This window comes from Kangiella sp. HZ709 (assembly GCF_009674675.1).
Taxonomy (GTDB): Bacteria; Pseudomonadota; Gammaproteobacteria; order Enterobacterales; family Kangiellaceae; genus Kangiella.
The window spans coordinates 1,867,117-1,888,215 of record NZ_WKJC01000001.1 but is presented as its reverse complement, the minus strand read 5'-3'; the positions used below and the strand labels follow the sequence as shown (position 1 = coordinate 1,888,215).

The following is a 21,099-nucleotide window of genomic DNA, read 5'->3' as shown; positions in this document are numbered from 1 at the left end:
AACCTCTAACAAATGGTTGCCACAGCGGCTAAGTCTCCTTATCCTTTCATCCTATAACTATTATCTAATAAGCAGTTAATGCCAACCGAATTACGACTGGTCAAAGTAGCGGTTCCAGTACCACTACGCCGTCTTTTTGATTATCAATACAACGCTCAACAGACTCCTGTGATTGGTGGTCGTGTTTTAGTGCCTTTTGGCAGTCAGAAATTAGTCGGCTACGTTTTAGGTTTTACAGATCAAACCGAAATAGCTACTCACAAAATCAAACATATCAGTAAGGTGATTGATTCCCAAGTACTTATCGACAAAGAGTTGTTTGGTTTTATCACATGGTCAGCGCAATATTACCAGCACCCTATTGGAGAGGTGTTCAGTGCTTGCTTACCTGGACTCGTCACTAAAGGTGAGCCTGCTGAACTAGAAGCTGAGCGCTTTTGGGAAATAACCGCTCATGGCAGAGAAGCGGAACCAAAAAGCAATGCTGTTAAACAAAACGCCATTTTAAAATTAGCACAGGTTCACAATGGCCTGATTACTCTTGAAACTTTAAAGTTAAATCAGTTTGCTCCTGCAGATTTAAGATCTTTGCTCAATAAAGGGTGGCTCAAAGAAGCTGTTAAATCACTGAAAGAGCATTACGTTAAACCATCGATAAAACCGAGCGAGATAGAACCTAACAAAGAGCAGCACCAAGCGCTAGCGCAAATCTATACCAAGAAAACTAGTTTTCAGCCATTTCTATTAGATGGGGTCACCTCAAGCGGTAAAACTGAAGTTTATTTAAGAAGTATCGCTCAACAAGTGGAATCGGATAAGCAAGTATTAGTTTTAGTGCCTGAAATTGGCTTAACACCGCAAACGGTCGAGCGTTTTAAGCAACGCTTTAATGCAAATATCGCCATGCTTCATTCAGGTATGACTGATAAGCAGCGCTTAAATGAATGGATTAAGGCGAAGCAAGGACTCACTTCAATCGTTATTGGCACTCGCTCTGCTCTTTTCACGCCATTTAAAAACCTTGGTTTGATCGTTATTGATGAAGAGCATGATTTATCTTTTAAGCAGCAAGACGGCTTTCGATATTCGGCTCGAGATTTAGCGCTAGTTCGAGCAAACAATTTAAATATCCCCATCATTATGGGTTCGGCTACACCATCTATGGAATCCCAATATAATGTTGAAGCTGGTCGTTTTGAACGGCTGACTCTGGCACGTCGCGCAGGCAATGCCAAACCACCGCATAGCAAAATATTTGATGTCAGACAGAGACCATTACAAGAAGGGATATCTAAGCCCTTAAAAGAACATATTGAAAGTCATCTCGCCAAAGATCAACAGTGTTTAATCTTTCTAAATCGTCGCGGCTATGCACCCAGTATTTTATGCCACGACTGCGGCTGGTTGGCAGAGTGTAATCGCTGCGATCGAAATATGACTTACCATCAACAACTAAAACGCTTGCATTGCCATCATTGTGATCGGCAAGTATTTTTACCAAAGCAATGTCCAAACTGTCAATCAAGCGAATTGCTACCCATTGGTTTAGGCACCGAACGATTACAAGAAGTGTTGACCAAACTATTTCCTAGCAAAAAAGTTATCCGAGTTGATCGGGACTCCACTCGGCGCAAGAACTCAATGCAAACTATAGTTCGACAAATCAAAAATGGCGAAGCCGATATTATCGTTGGGACCCAAATGTTGGCTAAAGGCCATCACTTCCCAAACCTTACTCTAGTTGCAGTAGTGGATATTGATGGTTGCTTATTCAGCGCCGACTATCGTGCTACCGAGCGTACAGCACAATTGCTCACTCAAGTAGCTGGTCGTGCAGGCCGAGGAGATGCCAAAGGAGAAATAGTCATTCAAAGTCACCATCCTGATCATCCTTTATTGCTCAACTTATTTACTCAAAATTATCAACAACTTAGTGAGCAAATGTTGGCAGAACGCAAAGCTGCAAATTTACCGCCCTATTCTGCTCAAGTCTTAATCAGGGCTCAAGCCAATCAACTAGAAAAGCCTATGGCATTTTTATCGGATATGGCCAACATTTTGAATCAATACTCTAATTTATCAGTATTCGGCCCCTACCCTGCTCCAATGATTAAACGAGCTGGTAAAATGCGGGCTCAACTGTTGTTGCAAGCTGATGATAAAAAAACCATACAGAAGATATTAAACGCTGCATTGCCAATAATTGAACAACAGCAATCTGCTAAAACCGTTCGCTGGTCAATCGATGTAGATCCCCAAGAGGTCTTTTAATAGTCGTTTTAACAATAGCGATTAATATCTATTCTTTACTGAATATTTAAACTCTAATGGTTGGTCTAACCTCAGATTAAAGCTAGAATAACTTTATATTTGGTATTCACAAGAACAATAGCAAAATCTTAATGATGCATTTCCACAAAGCCGCTACTCGTAAAACTAGCACTCGCAAAAATACGCGAAAAAATACTCGTGCTCCACGAAAAAAAGCAGCCCAGAAAAAACAAAGTTCTCCGGTTTTATTTTTCTTTAGTGGAATTCTGTTGACCATAGTAGGTATTACTATTTGGTTATACTTTTCTAAACCAGAGCTGCTGAAAGAGTTCTTACCCGAGAAATCATCGCCTGCTAGTCAACAAGCGACAAAGACTCCAGCAAAAACCCAACCTGCTGACACCAATAATAGCAATGATGAAGCTCAGCTTGATTACCACCAGATACTAACCAATAAAGAATTAGAGGTTGAAAAAGACCCAAAAGTTGCTGAAAGCTCTAGCAAACGCTATGTCATGCAATGTGGTGCATCCAAAATCTTAGAAAAGGCTGAGAGCCTAAAAGCGCAAATCGCTTTTATTGGCCTGCAAGCCGAAGTTGCCGAAAAAGACGGCTGGTATCGAGTTCGACTGGGCCCTTACACATCTAAACGAGCAGCGGAAAGCGATCGTCATAAATTAGAACGCAATGACTTTAACGATTGCCGAATTTGGTAATAGCACCTTCAACTGAAATTTAAGAATAACTCTAAGTTATTCTTGAATAGAAAAAAATCACCCCCACATATCTCCTAACGCAAAAATAAGCTTATTTAAGAGTAGGTAGATACAATGCAACAATATCGTGGAACCACTATTCTATCGGTTCGCCGTAATGGCACCGTCGTGATTGGTGGTGATGGCCAAGTATCCCTTGGCAATACCATCATGAAAGGTAATGCGCGCAAAGTGCGTCGCTTATATAACAATCAAGTCATTGCTGGTTTTGCCGGCGGTACCGCCGATGCTTTCACTCTATTTGAGCGGTTCGAAGCGAAACTAGAATCACATGGCGGCAAACTAATGCGCGCGGCTGTAGAGCTAGCTAAAGACTGGCGTACTGATCGTGCACTACGCAAATTAGAGGCTTTATTGGCCGTTGCGGATAAAGAACACTCTTTAATCATTACCGGTAATGGTGATGTTATTCAGCCTGAAGATGATTTGATTGCCATTGGTTCTGGTGGTGCGTTCGCCCAATCAGCGGCCAGTGCCTTATTACAGAAAACCGATTTAAGCGCCCGTGAAATTGTCGAAACTGGCCTAACGATTGCTGGTGATATTTGCATTTATACCAATCACAATCAAACTATTGAAGAATTAAGTTATTGAGGTCTTTTGAGTTGATTTCGTCGTTAAAGATATAGCTCCTGTATAACTTATACGCTACGCAAATCTTTGCCCCGAACTACACTCTAAATCCTCACAGTAATCATATAAATTATTGTTATTCCTGAGAAAGCGGGAATCTAGCAGAAAGAGAAAAATATTATGTCCATGACTCCTCGTGAAATCGTACACGAATTAGATAAACACATTGTTGGTCAACAAGGAGCTAAACGCTCAGTAGCCATCGCGCTAAGAAATCGCTGGCGCCGGATGCAAGTTGCTGAAGACTTGCGTAATGAAATTACGCCTAAAAACATTTTAATGATTGGTCCTACAGGTGTTGGCAAAACTGAAATTGCCCGCCGCTTAGCTAAGTTAGCAAATGCTCCATTTATAAAAATTGAAGCGACAAAGTTTACCGAAGTAGGTTACGTTGGTCGTGACGTTGAATCCATCATTCGTGATTTAGTCGATGCGGCGTTTAAAATGATGCGCGAGCAAGAAATGGCTAAACAAGAAAATCGGGCCATCGATGCTGCTGAAGAAAAAGTTCTTGATGCTTTATTACCCCCTGCTCGCTCAAGCTCAACTGATTCAACATGGGAAGCCGAAGACAAACCTGCCGAAGATTCTTCTGCTCGTCAAATGTTCCGAAAAAAATTACGCCAAGGTGAACTGGACGATCGTGAAATCGAAATCGACGTAGCTCAAGCTGCTGTTGGTATCGATATTATGGCGCCTCCTGGTATGGAAGATATGACCAATCAATTACAGTCTATGTTCCAAAACATGAGTCCATCGAAAACTAAGAAACGTAAACTTAAAGTTAAAGATGCGATGAAGCTATTGACCGAAGAAGAAGCTGCTAAACTTATTGATCAGGAAGAATTAAAAGTTAAAGCGGTTGAAGCCGTCGAACAGCATGGCATTGTATTCTTAGATGAAATAGATAAAGTCGCTAAGCGCGGCGGCAATCAAGAAGGAGGCGTTTCCCGCGAGGGTGTACAGCGCGATTTGCTACCCTTAGTCGAAGGCTCAACGGTGAGCACTAAATACGGCATGATAAAAACTGATCATATTTTATTTATCGCTTCTGGCGCTTTCCATTTAGCAAAACCATCAGATTTAATTCCTGAGTTACAAGGTCGCCTGCCAATTAGAGTTGAATTAAGAGCGCTAACGGTAGAAGACTTTATGCGCATCTTAACAGAACCTGATGCTGCTTTAACCAAACAGTATCAAGCATTATTAGCTACCGAAGGTAAACAAATAGAATTTACAGATTCAGGTATACAGCGCATTGCCGAATTCTCTTATCAAGTCAACGAAACCACTGAAAATATTGGGGCTCGCCGTCTACATACGGTTATGGAGCGATTATTGGATGAAGTTTCATTCGATGCGGCTGAGAGTGACGAAAAGCTTATCATAGATGCAGCTTATGTTAACAAGCAGTTATCAGAGTTGGCTGAAGACGAAGACTTAAGCCGCTTTATTCTTTAATAATTATATTCATATACTTTTAAAAGGCTCTTAAGGAGCCTTTTCTTGTTTAAAGAACAACAAGTTGTTCTTTTTATTAACAAAAATTTCACATCAAAGATGAACGAGATCACATTTGTACATTAAGATACAATTTATATTCATTAAAAATTCTAATTAATTATATTAAAAAAACATAAATTAGAAGCTACTAATAAATAGATCCATTAATAAAAATTCGCTTCGAATTCCTATTAAAGCAATGCACTTCTGCATTATATCTATCACTTGTTACGCAGATGGATAAAATCTTTTAACTCAAACAGCAATCATTAATTAAATTTAATAATAGTAAACGCTAACTTTTGACTCTATATCATATTCAAATAGCTCATTTGTGTTTAATATTTACGCACTTCTTATTTGTGAGAAGTTTATTACGTAACAATTTTAGGGGGATGTATGAAACTTAAAAAGGTAGTTGCTGGACTTGCGATTGCACTAGGTGTAACCGGAGTTCATGCAGGGGAATATCGGGTCGCTCAAGACTCTACGAAAAAAATCAAAAATCAATATATCGTAGGGTTTAAAGAAGCACCTCTTCAGTCTATGCAATTAAGTGGTTTTAACAATGCTTCAGCTGTTAGCTTTATGGCGCAAGATTTAGGCGCTAAATACCGCGGCAATGTAAAAATGACTTTCAAGAAAGCGCTGAAAGGTGGTGTTTTCAAGATGTCTCAAAAAGACGCACAGACCATGGCAAATGATCCGCGCATTGCGTTCGTTGAAGAAGATCAAATGATGTCTATTAACGCCACACAAAATAATGCAACTTGGGGTCTTGATAGAATAGATCAGGCTAACTTGCCATTAAATAGCACTTATAACTATGACACTTCAGCATCAAATGTTAATGCCTACATTATTGATACTGGTGTTTTGAACAGCCATTCAGACTTCGGCGGTCGCTCTTTCTCAGGTATTGATACTGTTGATAACGATAACAATTCCACCGACTGTAATGGTCACGGTACCCACGTTGCTGGTACGGTAGCTGGCAGCACTTATGGTGTGGCTAAAGGCGCCAAAATTTATGGTGTTCGTGTTTTAGGCTGTAATGGTAGTGGTTCAAACTCTGGCGTAATTGCCGGTATTGATTGGGTTGCTAATAACCACGTGAAGCCTGCTGTTGCTAACATGAGTTTGGGTGGCGGTGCTTCAAGCGCTACTGATAACGCAGTTGCAAATTTAGTTAATTCTGGTGTTACCGTAGTTGTCGCTGCTGGTAATGATAACAGCAACGCTTGTAATTACTCTCCAGCTCGTGCTCCAAGTGCTATTACAGTAGGTTCAACTACATCTAGCGATGCTCGCTCAAGCTTCTCGAATTTCGGTACTTGTTTAGACATTTATGCTCCAGGTTCTAGCATTACTTCAGCTTGGTCTAATGGCGGGGTTCGTACCATTAGCGGTACTTCTATGGCTTCTCCACACGTTGCTGGTGTTGCTGCTTTATATTTAGCAAACAATCCTAACGCAACTCCAGCTCAAGTTACTGCTGCAGTAACAGGTAATGCTATTTCAGGAAAAGTATCTGATGCTAAATCAGGTTCACCTAACCTATTATTACAAAGCCTATTTGGCGGTACTCCACCACCGCCACCACCACCAGGTGACGCAGAGTTAACTAATGGTCAAGCCGTTACAGGGCTATCAGGTTCTACCGGTAATGAGCAGTTCTTCACTCTAGAAGTACCAGCCGGTGCTACTAACTTGAGCTTCAATATTAATGGTGGCTCTGGTGATGCTGACTTGTATGTACGCTTTGGTAGTAAACCAACTACAGCTACTTACGATTGTCGTCCATACCGCAACGGTAATAGCGAAACTTGCGACATTAGTAATGTTCAAGCTGGCACCTATCATGTAATGCTGCGCGCATACTCTTCTTATTCAGGTGTTAACTTAACTGGTAGCTTCGATGAAGGCGGAACTAACCCACCTCCTGTAGATGATACTTTGAGCGAAACTGGTTTATCTGGCGGTCGTAATAGCCAGCAGTTCTTTACTTTAGAAGTTCCAGCAGGCAGAAGCCAAGTTTCAATCTCAATTTCTGGTGGTTCAGGCGATGCTGACTTGTATGTAAGATATGGCAGCAACCCAACTACTAGCAGTTATGATTGTCGCCCATACCGTAACGGTAATAGCGAAACTTGTACGTTAAATGCTCAGGCAGGTACTTACTATGTAATGCTTAGAGGTTATAGAGCATACTCAGGCGTCAGTCTATCAGGTAGCTCTAACTAATATATGGGTATAAAATAATAATAACGAGTTATTACTTAAACTAGGGATGCATCGCATCCCTTTTTTTATTTCAACGATAATCATTTAAAGACTATTAACTATATCAACCATTTGGGGATAACGCTTCCAGCGTTCTATAGAAGTCTTATAAAGCGACTGCCTTGCTTGCCAAATACTAGGGGTTTCAATATGGTTCTGAGAAAGCTTATGATCCACTCTATGGTTAATCTCAAGGTTTAGAAATTCATATATTTTATCAATGCATTCGGCATTATTACTTACAAAATCACTATATTCGATCGTTAAAACACTCTCTGGATAAAGGTTAGTCCAGTAATCCATCAGCTTTGTGTAGCCTTCGTACACAGATAAAATATCACTGATAGAGTGGGTATAATTTTGCATCAAACTGAAGTTTTCAAAAAAGATTGAGGTAGCTATATCGTATCGATTACGTGAAAAGTTGATAACTTTCCCTTGCGGGAATAATTGCTTAAATAGCCCAATATGGTAGAAATTAAATGGAACCTTATCAATGACTCTATTTCCTTGAAAATTAGCAAAACGCTTGAAAAAAGAATCATACTGAGTAGCCATGCTATTCAACTGTTTCCTCTCAAGTGGAGCGGTAAGGTAGGAGCCACCATGAAATTGAGAGTACAAGGCGTAATCAATCGCTGGAGTTTCTCCTCCAGGATAAAGATCTGTAATTCCGGACAGTACTTGCTCAATTAACGTAGTTCCACTTCTTGGCATTCCTACAATCCAGATAGGAGCACTATTATTATCACTTTTTGATAGCGACTCTGGTTTATTATAATCGATTAATTGCTGAACATAATTGTTGTGATTTTCTTTACTAAACGGTGAGAGTCTGGCTTTGAGCTGGTTAGCGCTATTTGCGGAAGTCCATGCATCTTCATACATACCAAGATCGTTGAATATCTTAGACTTTGCGAACAATACTCTAGCTTTTTCTTCAGGCGTTTTTAATTGCGATAAAGCCGTGTCGATTGTCTTGATGAGCTCCAATGGCATCTGGTCAAACTTCTTAGATTTGACTATTCCGGCTATTGCAAAAGACAAGTTAGGTTCAAGCTCAATGGCTTTGCTATAGGCATCGAAGGCTTTATCAAAACTTCCAACAGAGTTGTAGTAAATACCTATTTGATTGTATGGCCAGCCACTATTAGGTACTAGTCCAATCATTTCCTTACATAGCACCTCTACTCGAGAGCTATCTCTAGCTTCATTTTTCATCAATATCAATTGAGCAATAATATCTGCAGAATGAGGCTTTATATCGTAAGCTTTTGAGCATGCCTTAAGTGATAGATCGAACCTGTAAATTACTTGTGCTAAATGAGAAGCTTTCAGTAAAATATCAGTGTTTCTATCTTCGGTATTAATGATTTCTGTTAAAACTCTAGCTGCTTCAAAATCATCGAAGGTCTTAATTAAACAGTTTGCTAGGTTTAATTGGACCCAACTATCGTAACCAACTTTAGCGCAATCTTTAAAAATTTTGATTGCAGCCCCATAGTCTTTTTTGTTTGCAAGCTCAATTCCTTGATTAATTCTCAGTTGAAGGTTGATATCCATAGACAGCTTTTAGATTAAAATAATAAGTAATTTTAATGTAATTCCTATATGATTAATACCCGATATTAGTTATACATTGTTACTAACCTCACCCTTGATAATTATGACTACCCCTAAATCAATAAAGTTAAAACAGAAATCCAGAAACCTGCAAGTTGAGTTCGAAAATGAGGTTTTCTTATTGAGCTACGAGTATCTTCGGGTCTTTTCTCCGTCGGCAGAAATTCGGGGGCATGGCAATCAAGAAATGCTAATTATTGGTGGCAAAAAGCACGTGCAGATCACTAATATTGAAGCAGTAGGACAATATGCAATAAAACTAACTTTTGATGACGGTCACGACAGCGGCCTGTATAATTGGAGCACTCTTTACGAACTTGGTCGTGATTCTGCTGCAAATTGGCAATACTATTTGCAGAAATTACAATCTGCTGGTTTAAAACGCACAGAAGATCCCAGCATTGGCATCTTTAATCCAAATCAGCCCAATCAAAAATGACATCGCATGACTGAACAAAAAAAATCAGAAAACCCGCAAGAAACCACACACTTTGGCTATGAAACGGTAGCAAAAGAAGACAAAGTTGAAAAAGTTGCTGAGGTCTTCCATTCCGTAGCAGGCAAATACGACATCATGAATGACCTGATGTCATTTGGTATTCATCGAGTTTGGAAACGCTACACCATCGAGCGTGCGGCGGTACGCAAAGGTCAGAAAATCTTGGATATTGCCGGTGGTACTGGCGATTTAACCGCGAAATTCTCAAAGTTAGTGGGCGATAAAGGACAAGTTATTTTAGCCGACATTAACGACTCTATGATTAAAGTTGGCCGCTCTAAACTGGTGGATAGTGGTATTGTAGGTAATGTAGAATACCTTCAGGCGAATGCCGAAGCGCTACCCTTTCCCGATAACTACTTCGATCGAATTACGATCGCTTTTGGACTACGAAACGTCACCGAAAAAGAAAAAGCATTAAAATCGATGTATCGTATTTTAAAGCCAGGCGGCAAACTCTTGGTGTTAGAATTTTCAAAGCCTACGTTACCTGCACTTTCTAAAATTTATGACACCTACTCTTTCAGCTTATTACCTTTTATGGGCAAGCTAGTTGCCAATGATTCAGAAAGTTATAAATACCTTGCCGAATCTATTCGTATGCACCCTGACCAAGATACTTTGCAAGCTATGATGGAAGCTTCAGGTTTTGATGATGTGGAGTATACCAACCTAACTGGTGGGGTTGTTGCTTTACATATAGGCAAGAAATACTAAATGCTAGTGAGTTTATTTGCTCCAACCATTGAAACGGTTATCAATCAAGTCATTAAGCTTGATCCTGATGCTAAAGCTCGATTATTTAAATTAGATGGCAAGCTCATTAAATTTGAGTTAACTGATTTAAAACAATCCATCTATTTTAAAATCGAGGAAGACTATATTATTGTAAAAGAGGCTTTTAACAATGAATTAAAGCCCAATGCTGAACTAAAAGGCAACAGTCTTTCCTTCTTTAACCTGGCACTATCAAAACAGCAAGATCCTTTATTTAAAGGCGAAGTGATATTTTCAGGCGAAATACAAACCGCACAAAAATTCCAAAGTTTCTTCGAACAGCTCGACATCGACTGGGAAGAACACTTATCTAAATATACTGGTGATATCGTCGCCCATGAGCTCTTTAAGGCTAGTAAAAGTTTTCAGGGATGGGCAATGGAAACACTGAACACGGCCAAACTGAATTTTAGCGAATACTTAAAATTCGAAGCACGGGCCACTCCCGCAACAATCGAATTAGAAAATTTCTTTGATGATGTGGCTGACTTAAAATCTGACGTTGAGCGAATTGAGTTAAAAATCAATCGCCTGCTTGCAAGAAAAATATCTGGCGAATAATTTTCGATGAGTAAACTTAAGCAACTGCATCATGCTATGACGATTAACCGTACTTTAATTAAGTATGGTTTGGATGAATTTCTAGCGCCAACACCCATCGCTAAATTTCGCTTTATTGCTAAAATTTTTTCCTTAACAAGTTCGCAACACAAGGACAAATCCCGCGGTAAAAGGCTCGCTATGGCCTTAACCGAATTAGGTCCTATTTACATCAAGCTCGGTCAAATGCTCTCCACCCGTCGCGACATTATCCCGCCAGATATTGCAGATGATCTAGCCAAGCTTCAAGATCAGGTTGAGCCATTTGATAACGAAAAAGCTATTCAAGTTATCGAAAGTCAATTAGAACAACCCCTTACGTCAGTTTTTACATCCTTTGAACAATCGCCACTAGCCTCTGCTTCCATAGCCCAAGTACACGCAGCAGTTCTAAAAGACGGCCAAGATGTGGTAGTGAAAGTTCTGAGACCAGGAATACGAAAGAAGATCCAGAAAGATTTGGATATGATGCATTCCTTAGCGCAATGGGCCGAAAAGTACTCCAGTGAGGCACGCCGCTTTCGTATTAAAGAAGTGGTTAAAGATTATGACGAAACCATTAAGCGAGAAATTGACTTAAGAATTGAGGCTGCCAATTGCTCTAATTTGCGCGGTAATTTTGAAGGTTCGGAATTGCTCTATGTACCAAAAGTTTATTGGGACTATTGCCGCAATAAAGTCATGGTCATGGAAAGAATTTCAGGGGTTCCAGTAGGAGAGGTCCAACAGTTGATCGATGCTGGCGTGGATATGCAAGAATTAGCTAATCGAGGAGTCGAGATCTTTTTTACTCAAGTGTTTAGAGATAGTTTCTTCCATGCAGATATGCATCCCGGCAATATCTTTGTGGACATAAGCAATCCCAGTAAGCCACAATATATAGCGATAGATTGCGGCATTATGGGCACTCTGAACGAGTCAGACAAACGCTATTTAGCGGATAACTTCTTAGCCTTTTTTGACCAAAATTATCGAAGAATTGCAGAATTGCATATTGAATCCGGCTGGATCGATAAAAATGTCTCAGTTACTGAATTTGAGTCAGCAATACGTGCCGCCTGTGAGCCTATTTTTGGTAAAAAGATTTCAGAGATTTCATTTGGACACTTTTTAATACAACTTTTTCAGACTGCGCGAAAATTTAATATGCAAGTTCAGCCACAGTTAGTACTTTTACAGAAGACTTTGTTGTATATTGAAGGCCTTGGTCGCCAGCTTTATCCTGAACTAGATTTGTGGGAAACAGCTCAGCCTTTTTTGAGGCAATGGATTAAAGATAAGTATTCACCGATAAACTTTTTTAAACAGATGAAACAAGAAGCACCACAAATTTTAGAAGAATTACCCAAAGTGCCCGGTAAAATTATCAAGGCAGTTGACCAAGTAAACCATTTGGCGGAATCATTTGATGACATCAAGCAGCAAATGGTTGAGCTAGAAACTCACAAACTTCGTCAACAGTATGCGCAAAAGTATGCTGTGATAGGCTCCAGCTTAGCCATTACTGCGGGATTAATTTATACTGCGATGCCGAATAATTTTTGGCCGGCAGTTGGCCTTGGATTAGGCGCCGCTTATTTTTTAATTAAAAGCCTATGGCCGGCTACTAAGTAGGCTAAAATCACATTCAACAGTAAACACTTATGACTGACTGTATTTTTTGCAAAATCATCAATAATGAAATCCCAAGTGACAAGGTCTATGAGGATGAGCAAGTTTTGGTTTTTAAAGACATTGCACCAAAAGCTCCAGTGCATTTATTGATGATTCCAAAAAAGCATATCCATAGTTTAGCTGAAGTTACTGCTGAAGATTCAGAACTTATGGGCTATATGATGACCAAAGTTCCAGAGGTTGCAAAAGATGCAGGCTTAGAAGGTTTTAGGACCATCATCAATACTGGTAAAGATGGTGGGCAAATCGTATTTCATATACATATACATATTTTAGGTGGCGGCGGTCCGTTACCTTTTTAATATCCTGATAAAGGCAGAGGTTTATTATGGGTTTTAGTGTTTGGCAATTATTAATCGTATTACTAATCGTGGTTTTATTATTTGGTACAAAAAAGCTAAAAAATATCGGTGGTGATTTAGGTGGTGCTTTAAAGAATTTTAAAGATGCGGTGAAAGATGAAAAAGGTAGCGAAAATAATGCTGATGCTCAGCCTGAAGCCGTCGAAAAGCAAGATGCCGAATTTACAGAAACTTCTGACGCAAAAGAAGAATCCCCTGTCGAGCGTAAATAGATAAAACACTACTATGCCTTTTGACACTGGTATCTTTGAATGGCTGATCATATTTGTGATCGCCCTTTTAGTTCTTGGTCCTGAGCGCCTACCCAAAGCTGCTAGAACGGTCGGACGCTGGTTTGGCAAAGCTAAATCAACCATGACTCAGTTTAATCATCAAATTAATCGCGAATTGGAAATTGATGAACTAAAGAAACGCGTCGCTGAACATGAAAAACTAATCAAAGAGCAAGCCGCCGACACAGAATTAGAAATCCTTAGAGAAGAAGCAGAACAAACATTACAACAAGCTGAAGAGCGTCTTAAATCTAAAGAATGAGCCCACAAGAATCTCAAGATATTGATATGCCATTAGTTTCACATCTAGTGGAACTGCGCGACCGCCTATTGCGGGTGGTTTTGGTGGTTGGAGTGATTTTTATAGTGTTAGCTATTTTCGCAAATCGTTTATATGAGTTGCTATCAATTCCATTAAGCAACAACCTGCCTGAAAACTCTCAGCAAATTGCTACCGGAGTTATATCGCCTTTTTTAGCACCTTTGAAACTGGCTTTTGTGACCGCTGTATTTCTTGCCATTCCTGTAATACTACATCAAGCTTGGGGCTTTGTTTCTCCTGGTCTTTACGCCAAAGAAAAACGATTCGCCTTCCCGTTATTATTTTCTAGTGTGTTTTTGTTTTATGCCGGCATTGCTTTTGCATACTTTGTGATTTTGCCCATCTTGTTTCAATTCTTACCCAGCATCGCTCCTGATGGCGTTGTCTATATGCCAGATATAACCAGTTACCTCGACGTATCCATTAAACTGTTTTTTGCTTTTGGACTTGCTTTCCAAGTTCCTATTATCACCTTGTTATTGATCTGGTCTGGAATTTCTAATGTTGAATCACTTGCCAAGAAAAGACCTTATATTGTCGTTGGCGCCTTCATATTTGGCATGTTACTGACTCCACCGGATGTCATTTCGCAAACTTTATTAGCAATTCCTATGTGGCTGTTGTTTGAAGTAGGCTTAATTTTTGGCAAAGCATTCCCCGCAAAAAAAGAAGAAACCACCGAGGATTCCCAAGCGTGAAAATTACTCCCAAAAGACTAAAGTTTGGTTTAAATCTTTGGTTCCCTTTTCGCTTTACTGGCATCAAAGTTTTAGTGATTACAGATGATTGGTCCTATGCCAAAGTTCGCTTGAAAAGAAGTTGGTATAACCAAAATGCGGTTGGCACCCATTACGGTGGCTCTTTATTTTCTATGACGGACCCTTTTTATATGCTCATGGCCTTTTACCAAATCGGCAAAGACTACATAGTCTGGGATAAAAAAGCAGAGATTAAATTTATTAAAGCCACCAAAAAAGATGTCTTTGCCGAATATCATCTATCACAAGAAACTTTAGATGAGTGGAAAGAGCAATTAAACACTCAAGACACAATAGAACCCGTCTTCGAAGTTGATATTAAAGATGCCGAAGGCAACATGATTGCCAAAGTTTGGAAAACTTTATATATCGCGAATAAAGGCAAGTAGCTCCTGATTTCTTGGACTTAATGTGTGGCACATCTTACTTGCTAAGCTCCTATTTAACAAAATGCCACTCAGTCTGACGCCCACCTAAGTAAATAACCTTTTCACCATCAAAATAGGCTGACTGCTCTAAAGGTATTTGAATCAGTTGATTATCCCATTCTGGAAGTTTTACTTTTACATTTCCTTCAATGGCATAAGCAGTATTAGGATAAAGTTTCCAATCGCCCTGTATTGGCGTTTTTGCTTGGTTATCCCACATTCCAATAGTTGGTCCTACGGCATGACCAACAAAGCCTAAGGGATGAGTATAGGTACTACTAATCAATCCCTTTCGTTTAGCCTTTTCTTGAGTTGTTTTTAAGATCTCATTACCAGTTTTACCAGTAGCATAAGATTCGGTGAGTTGGTCTTGCCATTGATTACCTTTTGCTAAAGCGTTAATAAATCCTTGCGGTATTCCAAACTCATCATTTTTAGCAACATAACCCACTTCTTGAGTGTCAGTACATAAGCCTAAATAACAGATCCCAACATCGGTATGAATTAAATCCCCTGGCATAATGGTCCGCTTTCCTTTACCAAAAAATGGTGCCAAAGGATCATTAATGTCGCCTTTTCTTTGGATAGTGACATAAGGTTGGAACCAGGGGCTTAATTGTAATTCTTCAAATCGTTCTCTTATAAACCAAGACAAATCGTCACTTGTGGTAACTCCAGGGGTAATGGCTTTTGTAGAAAAGGCTTCAGAAATCACGGAGCGGGCCATTTTGACAATGTTAGGATACAGCGCTAACTCAGGCTCAGTGCGAGTTTCCATCCAACGAATCACCATATCTTTTGAGCTAACTAAACGTTTCTGGTATTTTTCCGGAAGGGCATCATTTAATTGTTGATAAAGTCCCTGGCTTAAACCATCGGCAATTGCCCAATCCTTGCTAACATTGATACCAATTTTATTAGGCTCATACTCTTCAATAATTTCGGCTAGTCTTTGCCATTGCTGATCTTTAGTACCACCATCCCAACGGGTTTTATAGACATCGCCGATACTGTAACGACTCACACTAAAGCGCTCCACTTTATTATCCTTTAAGGCAAAAACTAACAAGGTTGTTCTGCGCGCCGCAAAAGTTGGTTGCGGTACTAGCGTATAAAAAAGCCTATCTTCGCCATATTCACGATTGATGACCAACCACATATCAAGACCAGACTCTTTCATCAATTGGGGTAATAAATTATTCAAGCGATGATTTAGAATTTGATTCTGAACTTTTGCGCGTTCTTGATAATTTAAAATCTCCGGCGTCGTCTCTACCACTAAACCTTGCTCATACTTTTCGGCATGAGCCTGCAAAGCAGCCAACAACAATAAAACACTAATTAATTTTTTCATAAAAAGTCTCTACAATAATCTTAAAATGATTTTGAGCGTTACGAACGAAGAAAAATCGAGGCAAAAAGGGAAATTTAAAAACGGAGTATAGTTTTCTATATGAGTATTTTAAATTTACCTTTTAACAAAGAGTTTTCGAGCACAGTAGCTCAAATTATTTGTCACCCAACATAATCCCAATCCACCGCGTCTCCTCATTAGCATCAAGAATAATCTTAACAATAATGGTCAAGGGTACTGATAATAGCATTCCTACTGGGCCTAAAACCCAGCCCCAAAACAGTAAGGATAAGAAAACTACTAAAGTCGAAAGTCCCAAACCTTTTCCCATGAATTTGGGCTCGACAATATTACCAACAATAAAGTTCACCAGTAGGTACCCTACTGCTACTAAGATAGGAGTTGCCAATGTACTTTCAGGGGATAACCAAGCCAATATCACGGCTGGCACTGCAGCAATAATAGAACCAATATTGGGGATAAAGTTAAACATAAAGGCCACTAAACCCCATAAAAATGGATATTCCACATTAAAGAACCACAACCAAGCTGAAATAAAAGCGCCGGTCATTAAGCTCACAACTGATTTGATAGTCGCGTAGCGCTTAATTTTTTCGATAACTTGGTCGGTGCCATCTTTTGCTTTGCTATTGCCTAATTCGGACGCTGGGAATGCTCTATGCAATTTATCGGAAAAGATACTGGCTTCCATTAATAAGAAGATAGAAGTGAAAACGATTAAAAAGGTATTACTTAATAAAGATCCTAAACCATTGAGTACTGAGGTAGAGACATTCATAATCATGCCAGGAGAGAAGTTTTGCGAAATCCCTGTTTCTGGTATCGGTAGACCAAAGCTTTTTAAGTTTTCAATTAATCCTGACAATTTATTAGTTAGTGCGCTTTGGTATTGTGGCAATTTATCTGAAAAATCTTGAACAGAATTACCCACTAATTTACCGATCATAAAAAAGACAAAACCAGCAATCACTACCACCAAAATTATTGATAACCAGTCTGGGATATTTTTTTGTGTATAAGGGACTTTGCTTGAAGCAAAGAAAAAATACAAAGGGCTTAAAATAATCGATACAAAAATCGATAAAATTACCGGAACAATAAAACTACTGGCAGCTTTCATGCCAGCAATAATAATAAAGGTAGCGGCTATGGCTAAAAGGACATTAGTTGCGCGACTTATTTGCATTGTATTGAATTAGGCTCCTGCCCCTTGTTTTTATTGATTTTAGTTTATACCATCTAGTGATAGTTTTTCTAATAAAATCACAGCTTTATGGCGTTTAACGATAACAACACCGCTGTTTATATAGACATAGGGGTAAATTTAACCAATTCCAGATTCAACAAAGATCGCAATGAAGTTATCCAGTGCGCAGAAGAAGCTGGAGTGATTGCCCAAGTGATTACTGGCACCGACGCTCAAGAAAGCATTGCTGCTTATCAATTAACATTACAAAACCCTTTGCTATTCTCAACCGCTGGCTGTCATCCACACGATGCAAAAGATTTTATCGAAGACGACTTTCAAACTATCAAGTCCTTGTTAAAGCATGAAAGAGTCGTAGCCGTTGGCGAATGTGGTTTAGATTTTAATCGCAACTTTTCTCCACCTGCAATCCAAGAAGCAGTTTTCAGACAGCAAATAGAATTAGCCTGTGCCATTAACAAACCGCTATTTCTACATGAACGTGATGCGAATGAGCGGATGGTTGAAATATTAGATGAATATGCCGCTGATTTACCCAAAGCGATAATTCATTGTTTTACCGGTAATCTGCCAGCTTTAGAGTCTTATCTTGAGCGCGATTTATATATTGGCATTACTGGCTGGGTTTGCGATGAACGGCGTGGGGTTGGCTTGTCGAAAATTATCCCTCTTATTCCTGATGATCGGCTAATGATTGAAACCGATGCCCCTTATTTAATACCACGCGACTTAAGACCTAAGCCAAAGTCTAATCGAAATGAGCCTAGGTATTTACCACATATTGCGAAAAAAATTGCTGGATGTAGAAACCAAGACTTGGAATATATTGCAAAAATCAGCTATCAAAATGCTCTAGATTTTTTTAAACTCGATACTACTAATGCATTTCAAATTACTTAAACAATAAATAACAGGAAGTTTAATGGCTAATCAATTTCAATTATTTAAACAAAAGTTCTTTTCTTCCTATTTTGTGACCCAAGCATTAGGCGCTTTTAATGACAGTACTTTTAAGCAAGCACTCATTACACTTATTACCTACTATTCTGCTGGAAAGATTGCGTTAGAACCGCAGATTATGACCAATGTCGCAGCAGGTTTATTTATTGTCCCGTTTTTCTTATTTTCCGCTACCGCTGGGCAGTTTGCCGAGAAATTTGAAAAATCTTGGTTAATTCGAAAAATTAAAGTCCTCGAAATTTTTATCATGATATTAGCGGTCATTGGTCTCTATCTCGATAATATTTATTTCTTACTCACCATTCTATTTTTATTAGGCCTGCAATCCACATTCTTTGGGCCAATAAAATACTCTATTTTACCGCAGCACTTAAAAGATGAAGAGTTAGTCGGTGGTAATGGCATGGTAGAGATGGGCACCTTTGTAGCGATTTTAATCGGCACAATCGTTGGTGGCGCGCTAATTGGTTACAACGAAACCGGCAAGATCGTACTTTCCGTTTTAATACTTTCAGTTGCAGTTTTAGGTTATTTTGCAAGTAGCCGCATACCGCATACCAAAGCGGTACAACCTGACCTAAAAATTAACTGGAACCCAGTGACTCAAACCTATAAGACTCTACAGTTTACCCGCCGTAACCGAGTAGTGTTTTTAGCGATCCTTGGCATTTCTTGGTTTTGGTTTTACGGAACTATTTTCTTAACTCAAATTAATACTTTTGCAAAAGTAAGCCTTGATGGAAATGCCTTTACTGCAATTTTATTGCTAACAGTTTTTTCTGTTGGCATTGGTTTAGGTTCAGCACTATGTGAAAAGATGTCAGGCAAGCGTGTGGAATTAGGCCTAGTTCCCTTTGGCGCTATTGGTATGACTTGGTTTGCTATCGATTTATATCTGGCCAACCCTCAAGTTGGCTTTGATGGCAGTTTAGGGCCATGGCAATTTATCGAAACACCTGGGGCAATTCGAACCTTAATTGACTGCACATTCGTCGGGGTTTTTGGTGGTTTTTACATTGTTCCCTTATATGCTCTGGTTCAAGAACGATGCGACCGAGAATTCCTATCCCGCGTAATAGCAGGCAACAACATCATCAACTCTTTATTTATGGTTGTCGCGGCTGTCTTCGCTGCAGGGCTCCTTACTTTAGGTATTACTATTCCAGAGTTACTGTTAATTACCGGAATTCTAAATGCGGTAGTGGCTATTTATATCTTCACTCTAGTGCCCGAGTTTTTGATGCGATTCTTAATTTGGATTTTGATCAGCACCATTTATAAAGTGAAAGCTAAAGGGCTAGATAAGATCCCTGAAGATGGTCCTTGCGTTATTGTATGTAACCACGTCAGTTATGTTGACTCACTCATTATTGGTGGCTATGTGCGTCGCCCTATTCGATTTGTGATGTACTATAAGATTTTCCAAATTCCGGTGCTCAGCTTTATTTTCAAAACCGCTAAAGCGATTCCCATTGCTGGACGCTCTGAGAACGAATCCTTACTCAATAAGTCCATGTATCAAATTCAAGAAGCCTTAGATGCAGGTGAAATTGTTTGTATTTTCCCAGAAGGCAAACTCACCTCTGACGGTGAAATGAATGAATTCAAAGCTGGCATTGAAAAGATTATCGCAAATTCACCTGTGCCAGTAGTACCAATGGCCTTGCAAGGTTTATGGCACAGTTTATTCAGTCGTAAAAAAACCAATAAAATTGCAGATAGAATTAAACGAATTAGAACTCGGGTAGGCTTGGTGGCTTCTGATCCAATTCCGGCCTCAGAAGTAACTAAAGAGCTGTTGCATGACAAAGTGAGTGAGCTTAGAGATGGACAACTGTAATCTCTAAGCTTTTCATTTAGACCTTTAAATTAAAGGTTACAGGGCCATCATTAATAAGTTCAACTTTCATCTCTGCGCCAAACTGTCCTGCTGCGGTTTTGTGATACTCAGCTTGTGCTTTAGTAACCATATACTCGAATAATCTTCTTGCGTACGTGGGAGGTGCTGCACTGGAAAAGCTGGGACGTAACCCTGAGTCTGTATCTGCGGCCAAAGTAAACTGCGGTACTAACAATAAGCCGCCTTCGATATCTTTCAATGATAAGTTCATTTTGCCAGCTGCATCTGAAAATACACGATAACTGAGTAATTTCTTGAGCAATTTGTCTGCCGAGGTTTCAGTATCGTCTTTTTCCACACCCACCAAAACCATAATTCCTTTTTCTATTTCACCAATAGCTGCCCCATTAACAGACACTTTCGATTGAGTGACTCGTTGCAATAATCCAATCATTGATCATCATCACCTTTTATTTCATCACTTTCCCCAGAACCCTCTTTCGTACCATCTATCACTTCATCTTCATCAACACGACGCACAATAACTTCGCCACCCAGATCTATATCCTCTTCTAATCCTTTTTGTTCTTTTACTTTAGCTACTGCTATTTTTGCACATTCGGCTCTAAGCTCAATGTCGTTTTCATTACCATCTAAACACACGCTCATTTCATGAGCTAACGCTTCCTTTACAGTCGAATCTAAAAAAGCCGAGCGAGGCGGATCGCCACCGGTTAGTATGCGAGAAACCTTCGCTACTTTTTGAACTGTACTTGTTGAACAAGCAGTTAATACCACTATCGATAGTGCAAGAATTATTTTTTTCATTGCCGCCCCAATTTCAATCTTTTATATAAGAACAGTATAGCAAGAAAAAGTTGCATATCAGTAGCCATAAAAAAAGCCGCTAAATCGCGGCTTTTAAAACATCAAACT

At 39.5% G+C, this 21,099-nt stretch carries 21 protein-coding genes; 16 read left to right on the top strand and 5 right to left on the bottom strand.

The window, feature by feature from the left end:
* Window positions 1-78 precede the first annotated feature (78 nt).
* The 5 genes from GJS41_RS08925 to GJS41_RS08905 all read left to right on the top strand — a co-directional run bounded on the left by GJS41_RS08925 (window position 79) and on the right by GJS41_RS08905 (window position 7,427).
* Window positions 79-2,271: a primosomal protein N' gene (locus GJS41_RS08925; RefSeq protein ID WP_154246925.1), complete on the top strand. Its 2,193-nt coding sequence runs from the start codon at window positions 79-81 to the stop codon at window positions 2,269-2,271.
* A 131-nt stretch (window positions 2,272-2,402) separates the two neighbouring features.
* Entirely contained in the window at window positions 2,403-2,987 is a 585-nt protein-coding gene (locus GJS41_RS08920; protein ID WP_227551274.1) for an SPOR domain-containing protein, read from the top strand.
* Window positions 2,988-3,101: 114 nt separating this feature from the next.
* Window positions 3,102-3,641 (top strand): ATP-dependent protease subunit HslV, encoded by a 540-nt coding sequence (gene hslV / locus GJS41_RS08915; RefSeq protein ID WP_154246924.1) that lies wholly within the window; start codon window positions 3,102-3,104, stop codon window positions 3,639-3,641.
* Window positions 3,642-3,800: 159 nt separating this feature from the next.
* Window positions 3,801-5,141, top strand: a complete 1,341-nt coding sequence (gene hslU, locus GJS41_RS08910) for an ATP-dependent protease ATPase subunit HslU (RefSeq protein WP_154246923.1) — start codon at window positions 3,801-3,803, stop codon at window positions 5,139-5,141.
* 441 nt (window positions 5,142-5,582) lie between these two features.
* A complete protein-coding gene (locus tag GJS41_RS08905; RefSeq protein WP_154246922.1) occupies window positions 5,583-7,427 on the top strand; it encodes a S8 family peptidase in 1,845 nt (614 codons plus the stop codon).
* Between the two features lie 84 nt (window positions 7,428-7,511).
* Here the strand turns inward: GJS41_RS08905 and GJS41_RS08900 are convergent, their stop codons facing one another.
* Window positions 7,512-9,029 (bottom strand): tetratricopeptide repeat-containing sulfotransferase family protein, encoded by a 1,518-nt coding sequence (locus GJS41_RS08900; protein WP_154246921.1) that lies wholly within the window; start codon window positions 9,027-9,029, stop codon window positions 7,512-7,514.
* 103 nt (window positions 9,030-9,132) lie between these two features.
* Between GJS41_RS08900 and GJS41_RS08895 the strand changes: the two genes are divergently transcribed.
* The 9 genes from GJS41_RS08895 to GJS41_RS08855 are packed head-to-tail and all read left to right on the top strand — an operon-like array spanning window position 9,133 to window position 14,742.
* Window positions 9,133-9,528, top strand: coding sequence for a gamma-butyrobetaine hydroxylase-like domain-containing protein (locus GJS41_RS08895; protein WP_154246920.1), 396 nt, complete (start codon window positions 9,133-9,135; stop codon window positions 9,526-9,528).
* A 6-nt stretch (window positions 9,529-9,534) separates the two neighbouring features.
* The gene (ubiE, locus tag GJS41_RS08890; protein WP_154246919.1) at window positions 9,535-10,305 is read left to right on the top strand and encodes a bifunctional demethylmenaquinone methyltransferase/2-methoxy-6-polyprenyl-1,4-benzoquinol methylase UbiE; all 771 of its coding nucleotides are present in this window, start codon (window positions 9,535-9,537) and stop codon (window positions 10,303-10,305) included.
* Window positions 10,306-10,926: an SCP2 domain-containing protein gene (locus GJS41_RS08885; protein ID WP_154246918.1), complete on the top strand. Its 621-nt coding sequence runs from the start codon at window positions 10,306-10,308 to the stop codon at window positions 10,924-10,926.
* Window positions 10,927-10,932: 6 nt separating this feature from the next.
* Window positions 10,933-12,579 (top strand): ubiquinone biosynthesis regulatory protein kinase UbiB, encoded by a 1,647-nt coding sequence (gene ubiB / locus GJS41_RS08880; RefSeq protein ID WP_154246917.1) that lies wholly within the window; start codon window positions 10,933-10,935, stop codon window positions 12,577-12,579.
* A gap of 29 nt (window positions 12,580-12,608) precedes the next feature.
* A complete protein-coding gene (locus tag GJS41_RS08875; protein ID WP_154246916.1) occupies window positions 12,609-12,941 on the top strand; it encodes a histidine triad nucleotide-binding protein in 333 nt (110 codons plus the stop codon).
* Window positions 12,942-12,967: 26 nt separating this feature from the next.
* Window positions 12,968-13,213 carry a Sec-independent protein translocase subunit TatA gene (gene tatA / locus GJS41_RS08870; RefSeq protein ID WP_154246915.1) on the top strand — a complete coding sequence of 82 codons (246 nt, stop codon included), beginning with the start codon at window positions 12,968-12,970 and terminating at the stop codon, window positions 13,211-13,213.
* 13 nt (window positions 13,214-13,226) lie between these two features.
* Window positions 13,227-13,535 carry a Sec-independent protein translocase protein TatB gene (gene tatB, locus GJS41_RS08865; protein ID WP_154246914.1) on the top strand — a complete coding sequence of 103 codons (309 nt, stop codon included), beginning with the start codon at window positions 13,227-13,229 and terminating at the stop codon, window positions 13,533-13,535.
* Window positions 13,532-14,293 (top strand): twin-arginine translocase subunit TatC, encoded by a 762-nt coding sequence (gene tatC, locus GJS41_RS08860; protein ID WP_154246913.1) that lies wholly within the window; start codon window positions 13,532-13,534, stop codon window positions 14,291-14,293. The genes tatB and tatC overlap by 4 nt, the downstream gene beginning before the upstream one ends.
* A complete protein-coding gene (locus GJS41_RS08855) occupies window positions 14,290-14,742 on the top strand; it encodes a DUF4442 domain-containing protein (protein ID WP_370515664.1) in 453 nt (150 codons plus the stop codon). The genes tatC and GJS41_RS08855 overlap by 4 nt, the downstream gene beginning before the upstream one ends.
* 49 nt (window positions 14,743-14,791) lie before the next feature.
* Here GJS41_RS08855 and GJS41_RS08850 read toward each other — a convergent pair whose 3' ends face one another.
* Both GJS41_RS08850 and GJS41_RS08845 read right to left on the bottom strand, forming a co-directional pair.
* A complete protein-coding gene (locus GJS41_RS08850; RefSeq protein ID WP_154246912.1) occupies window positions 14,792-16,135 on the bottom strand; it encodes a M24 family metallopeptidase in 1,344 nt (447 codons plus the stop codon).
* Window positions 16,136-16,289: 154 nt separating this feature from the next.
* Window positions 16,290-17,342, bottom strand: coding sequence for an AI-2E family transporter (locus GJS41_RS08845; RefSeq protein WP_154246911.1), 1,053 nt, complete (start codon window positions 17,340-17,342; stop codon window positions 16,290-16,292).
* An 87-nt stretch (window positions 17,343-17,429) separates the two neighbouring features.
* On the opposite strand from GJS41_RS08845, the gene GJS41_RS08840 reads away from it, so the two are divergent.
* Window positions 17,430-18,263: a TatD family hydrolase gene (locus GJS41_RS08840; RefSeq protein WP_154246910.1), complete on the top strand. Its 834-nt coding sequence runs from the start codon at window positions 17,430-17,432 to the stop codon at window positions 18,261-18,263.
* A 22-nt stretch (window positions 18,264-18,285) separates the two neighbouring features.
* Window positions 18,286-20,163: an MFS transporter gene (locus GJS41_RS08835; protein ID WP_154246909.1), complete on the top strand. Its 1,878-nt coding sequence runs from the start codon at window positions 18,286-18,288 to the stop codon at window positions 20,161-20,163.
* A gap of 16 nt (window positions 20,164-20,179) precedes the next feature.
* Here the strand turns inward: GJS41_RS08835 and dtd are convergent, their stop codons facing one another.
* Together dtd and GJS41_RS08825 are read right to left on the bottom strand one after the other, a co-directional pair.
* On the bottom strand, window positions 20,180-20,617 hold the full coding sequence (dtd, locus tag GJS41_RS08830) for a D-aminoacyl-tRNA deacylase (RefSeq protein WP_154246908.1): 438 nt from the start codon (window positions 20,615-20,617) through the stop codon (window positions 20,180-20,182).
* Window positions 20,614-20,991 (bottom strand): membrane lipoprotein lipid attachment site-containing protein, encoded by a 378-nt coding sequence (locus GJS41_RS08825; RefSeq protein ID WP_154246907.1) that lies wholly within the window; start codon window positions 20,989-20,991, stop codon window positions 20,614-20,616. The genes dtd and GJS41_RS08825 overlap by 4 nt, the downstream gene beginning before the upstream one ends.
* Window positions 20,992-21,099 lie beyond the last annotated feature (108 nt).

Coding starts and splice junctions, on each gene's coding strand:
- GJS41_RS08900 (WP_154246921.1), bottom strand. CDS start 9,029: ATGGATATCAACCTTCAACTGAGAATTAATCAAGGAATTGAGCTTGCA.
- GJS41_RS08920 (WP_227551274.1), top strand. CDS start 2,403: ATGATGCATTTCCACAAAGCCGCTACTCGTAAAACTAGCACTCGCAAA.
- GJS41_RS08925 (WP_154246925.1), top strand. CDS start 79: ATGCCAACCGAATTACGACTGGTCAAAGTAGCGGTTCCAGTACCACTA.
- dtd (WP_154246908.1), bottom strand. CDS start 20,617: ATGATTGGATTATTGCAACGAGTCACTCAATCGAAAGTGTCTGTTAAT.
- GJS41_RS08835 (WP_154246909.1), top strand. CDS start 18,286: ATGGCTAATCAATTTCAATTATTTAAACAAAAGTTCTTTTCTTCCTAT.
- tatC (WP_154246913.1), top strand. CDS start 13,532: ATGAGCCCACAAGAATCTCAAGATATTGATATGCCATTAGTTTCACAT.
- GJS41_RS08895 (WP_154246920.1), top strand. CDS start 9,133: ATGACTACCCCTAAATCAATAAAGTTAAAACAGAAATCCAGAAACCTG.
- hslU (WP_154246923.1), top strand. CDS start 3,801: ATGTCCATGACTCCTCGTGAAATCGTACACGAATTAGATAAACACATT.
- GJS41_RS08875 (WP_154246916.1), top strand. CDS start 12,609: ATGACTGACTGTATTTTTTGCAAAATCATCAATAATGAAATCCCAAGT.
- GJS41_RS08825 (WP_154246907.1), bottom strand. CDS start 20,991: ATGAAAAAAATAATTCTTGCACTATCGATAGTGGTATTAACTGCTTGT.
- tatB (WP_154246914.1), top strand. CDS start 13,227: ATGCCTTTTGACACTGGTATCTTTGAATGGCTGATCATATTTGTGATC.
- GJS41_RS08845 (WP_154246911.1), bottom strand. CDS start 17,342: ATGCAAATAAGTCGCGCAACTAATGTCCTTTTAGCCATAGCCGCTACC.
- GJS41_RS08885 (WP_154246918.1), top strand. CDS start 10,306: ATGCTAGTGAGTTTATTTGCTCCAACCATTGAAACGGTTATCAATCAA.
- GJS41_RS08840 (WP_154246910.1), top strand. CDS start 17,430: ATGGCGTTTAACGATAACAACACCGCTGTTTATATAGACATAGGGGTA.
- tatA (WP_154246915.1), top strand. CDS start 12,968: ATGGGTTTTAGTGTTTGGCAATTATTAATCGTATTACTAATCGTGGTT.
- ubiE (WP_154246919.1), top strand. CDS start 9,535: ATGACTGAACAAAAAAAATCAGAAAACCCGCAAGAAACCACACACTTT.
- GJS41_RS08850 (WP_154246912.1), bottom strand. CDS start 16,135: ATGAAAAAATTAATTAGTGTTTTATTGTTGTTGGCTGCTTTGCAGGCT.
- GJS41_RS08905 (WP_154246922.1), top strand. CDS start 5,583: ATGAAACTTAAAAAGGTAGTTGCTGGACTTGCGATTGCACTAGGTGTA.
- hslV (WP_154246924.1), top strand. CDS start 3,102: ATGCAACAATATCGTGGAACCACTATTCTATCGGTTCGCCGTAATGGC.
- ubiB (WP_154246917.1), top strand. CDS start 10,933: ATGAGTAAACTTAAGCAACTGCATCATGCTATGACGATTAACCGTACT.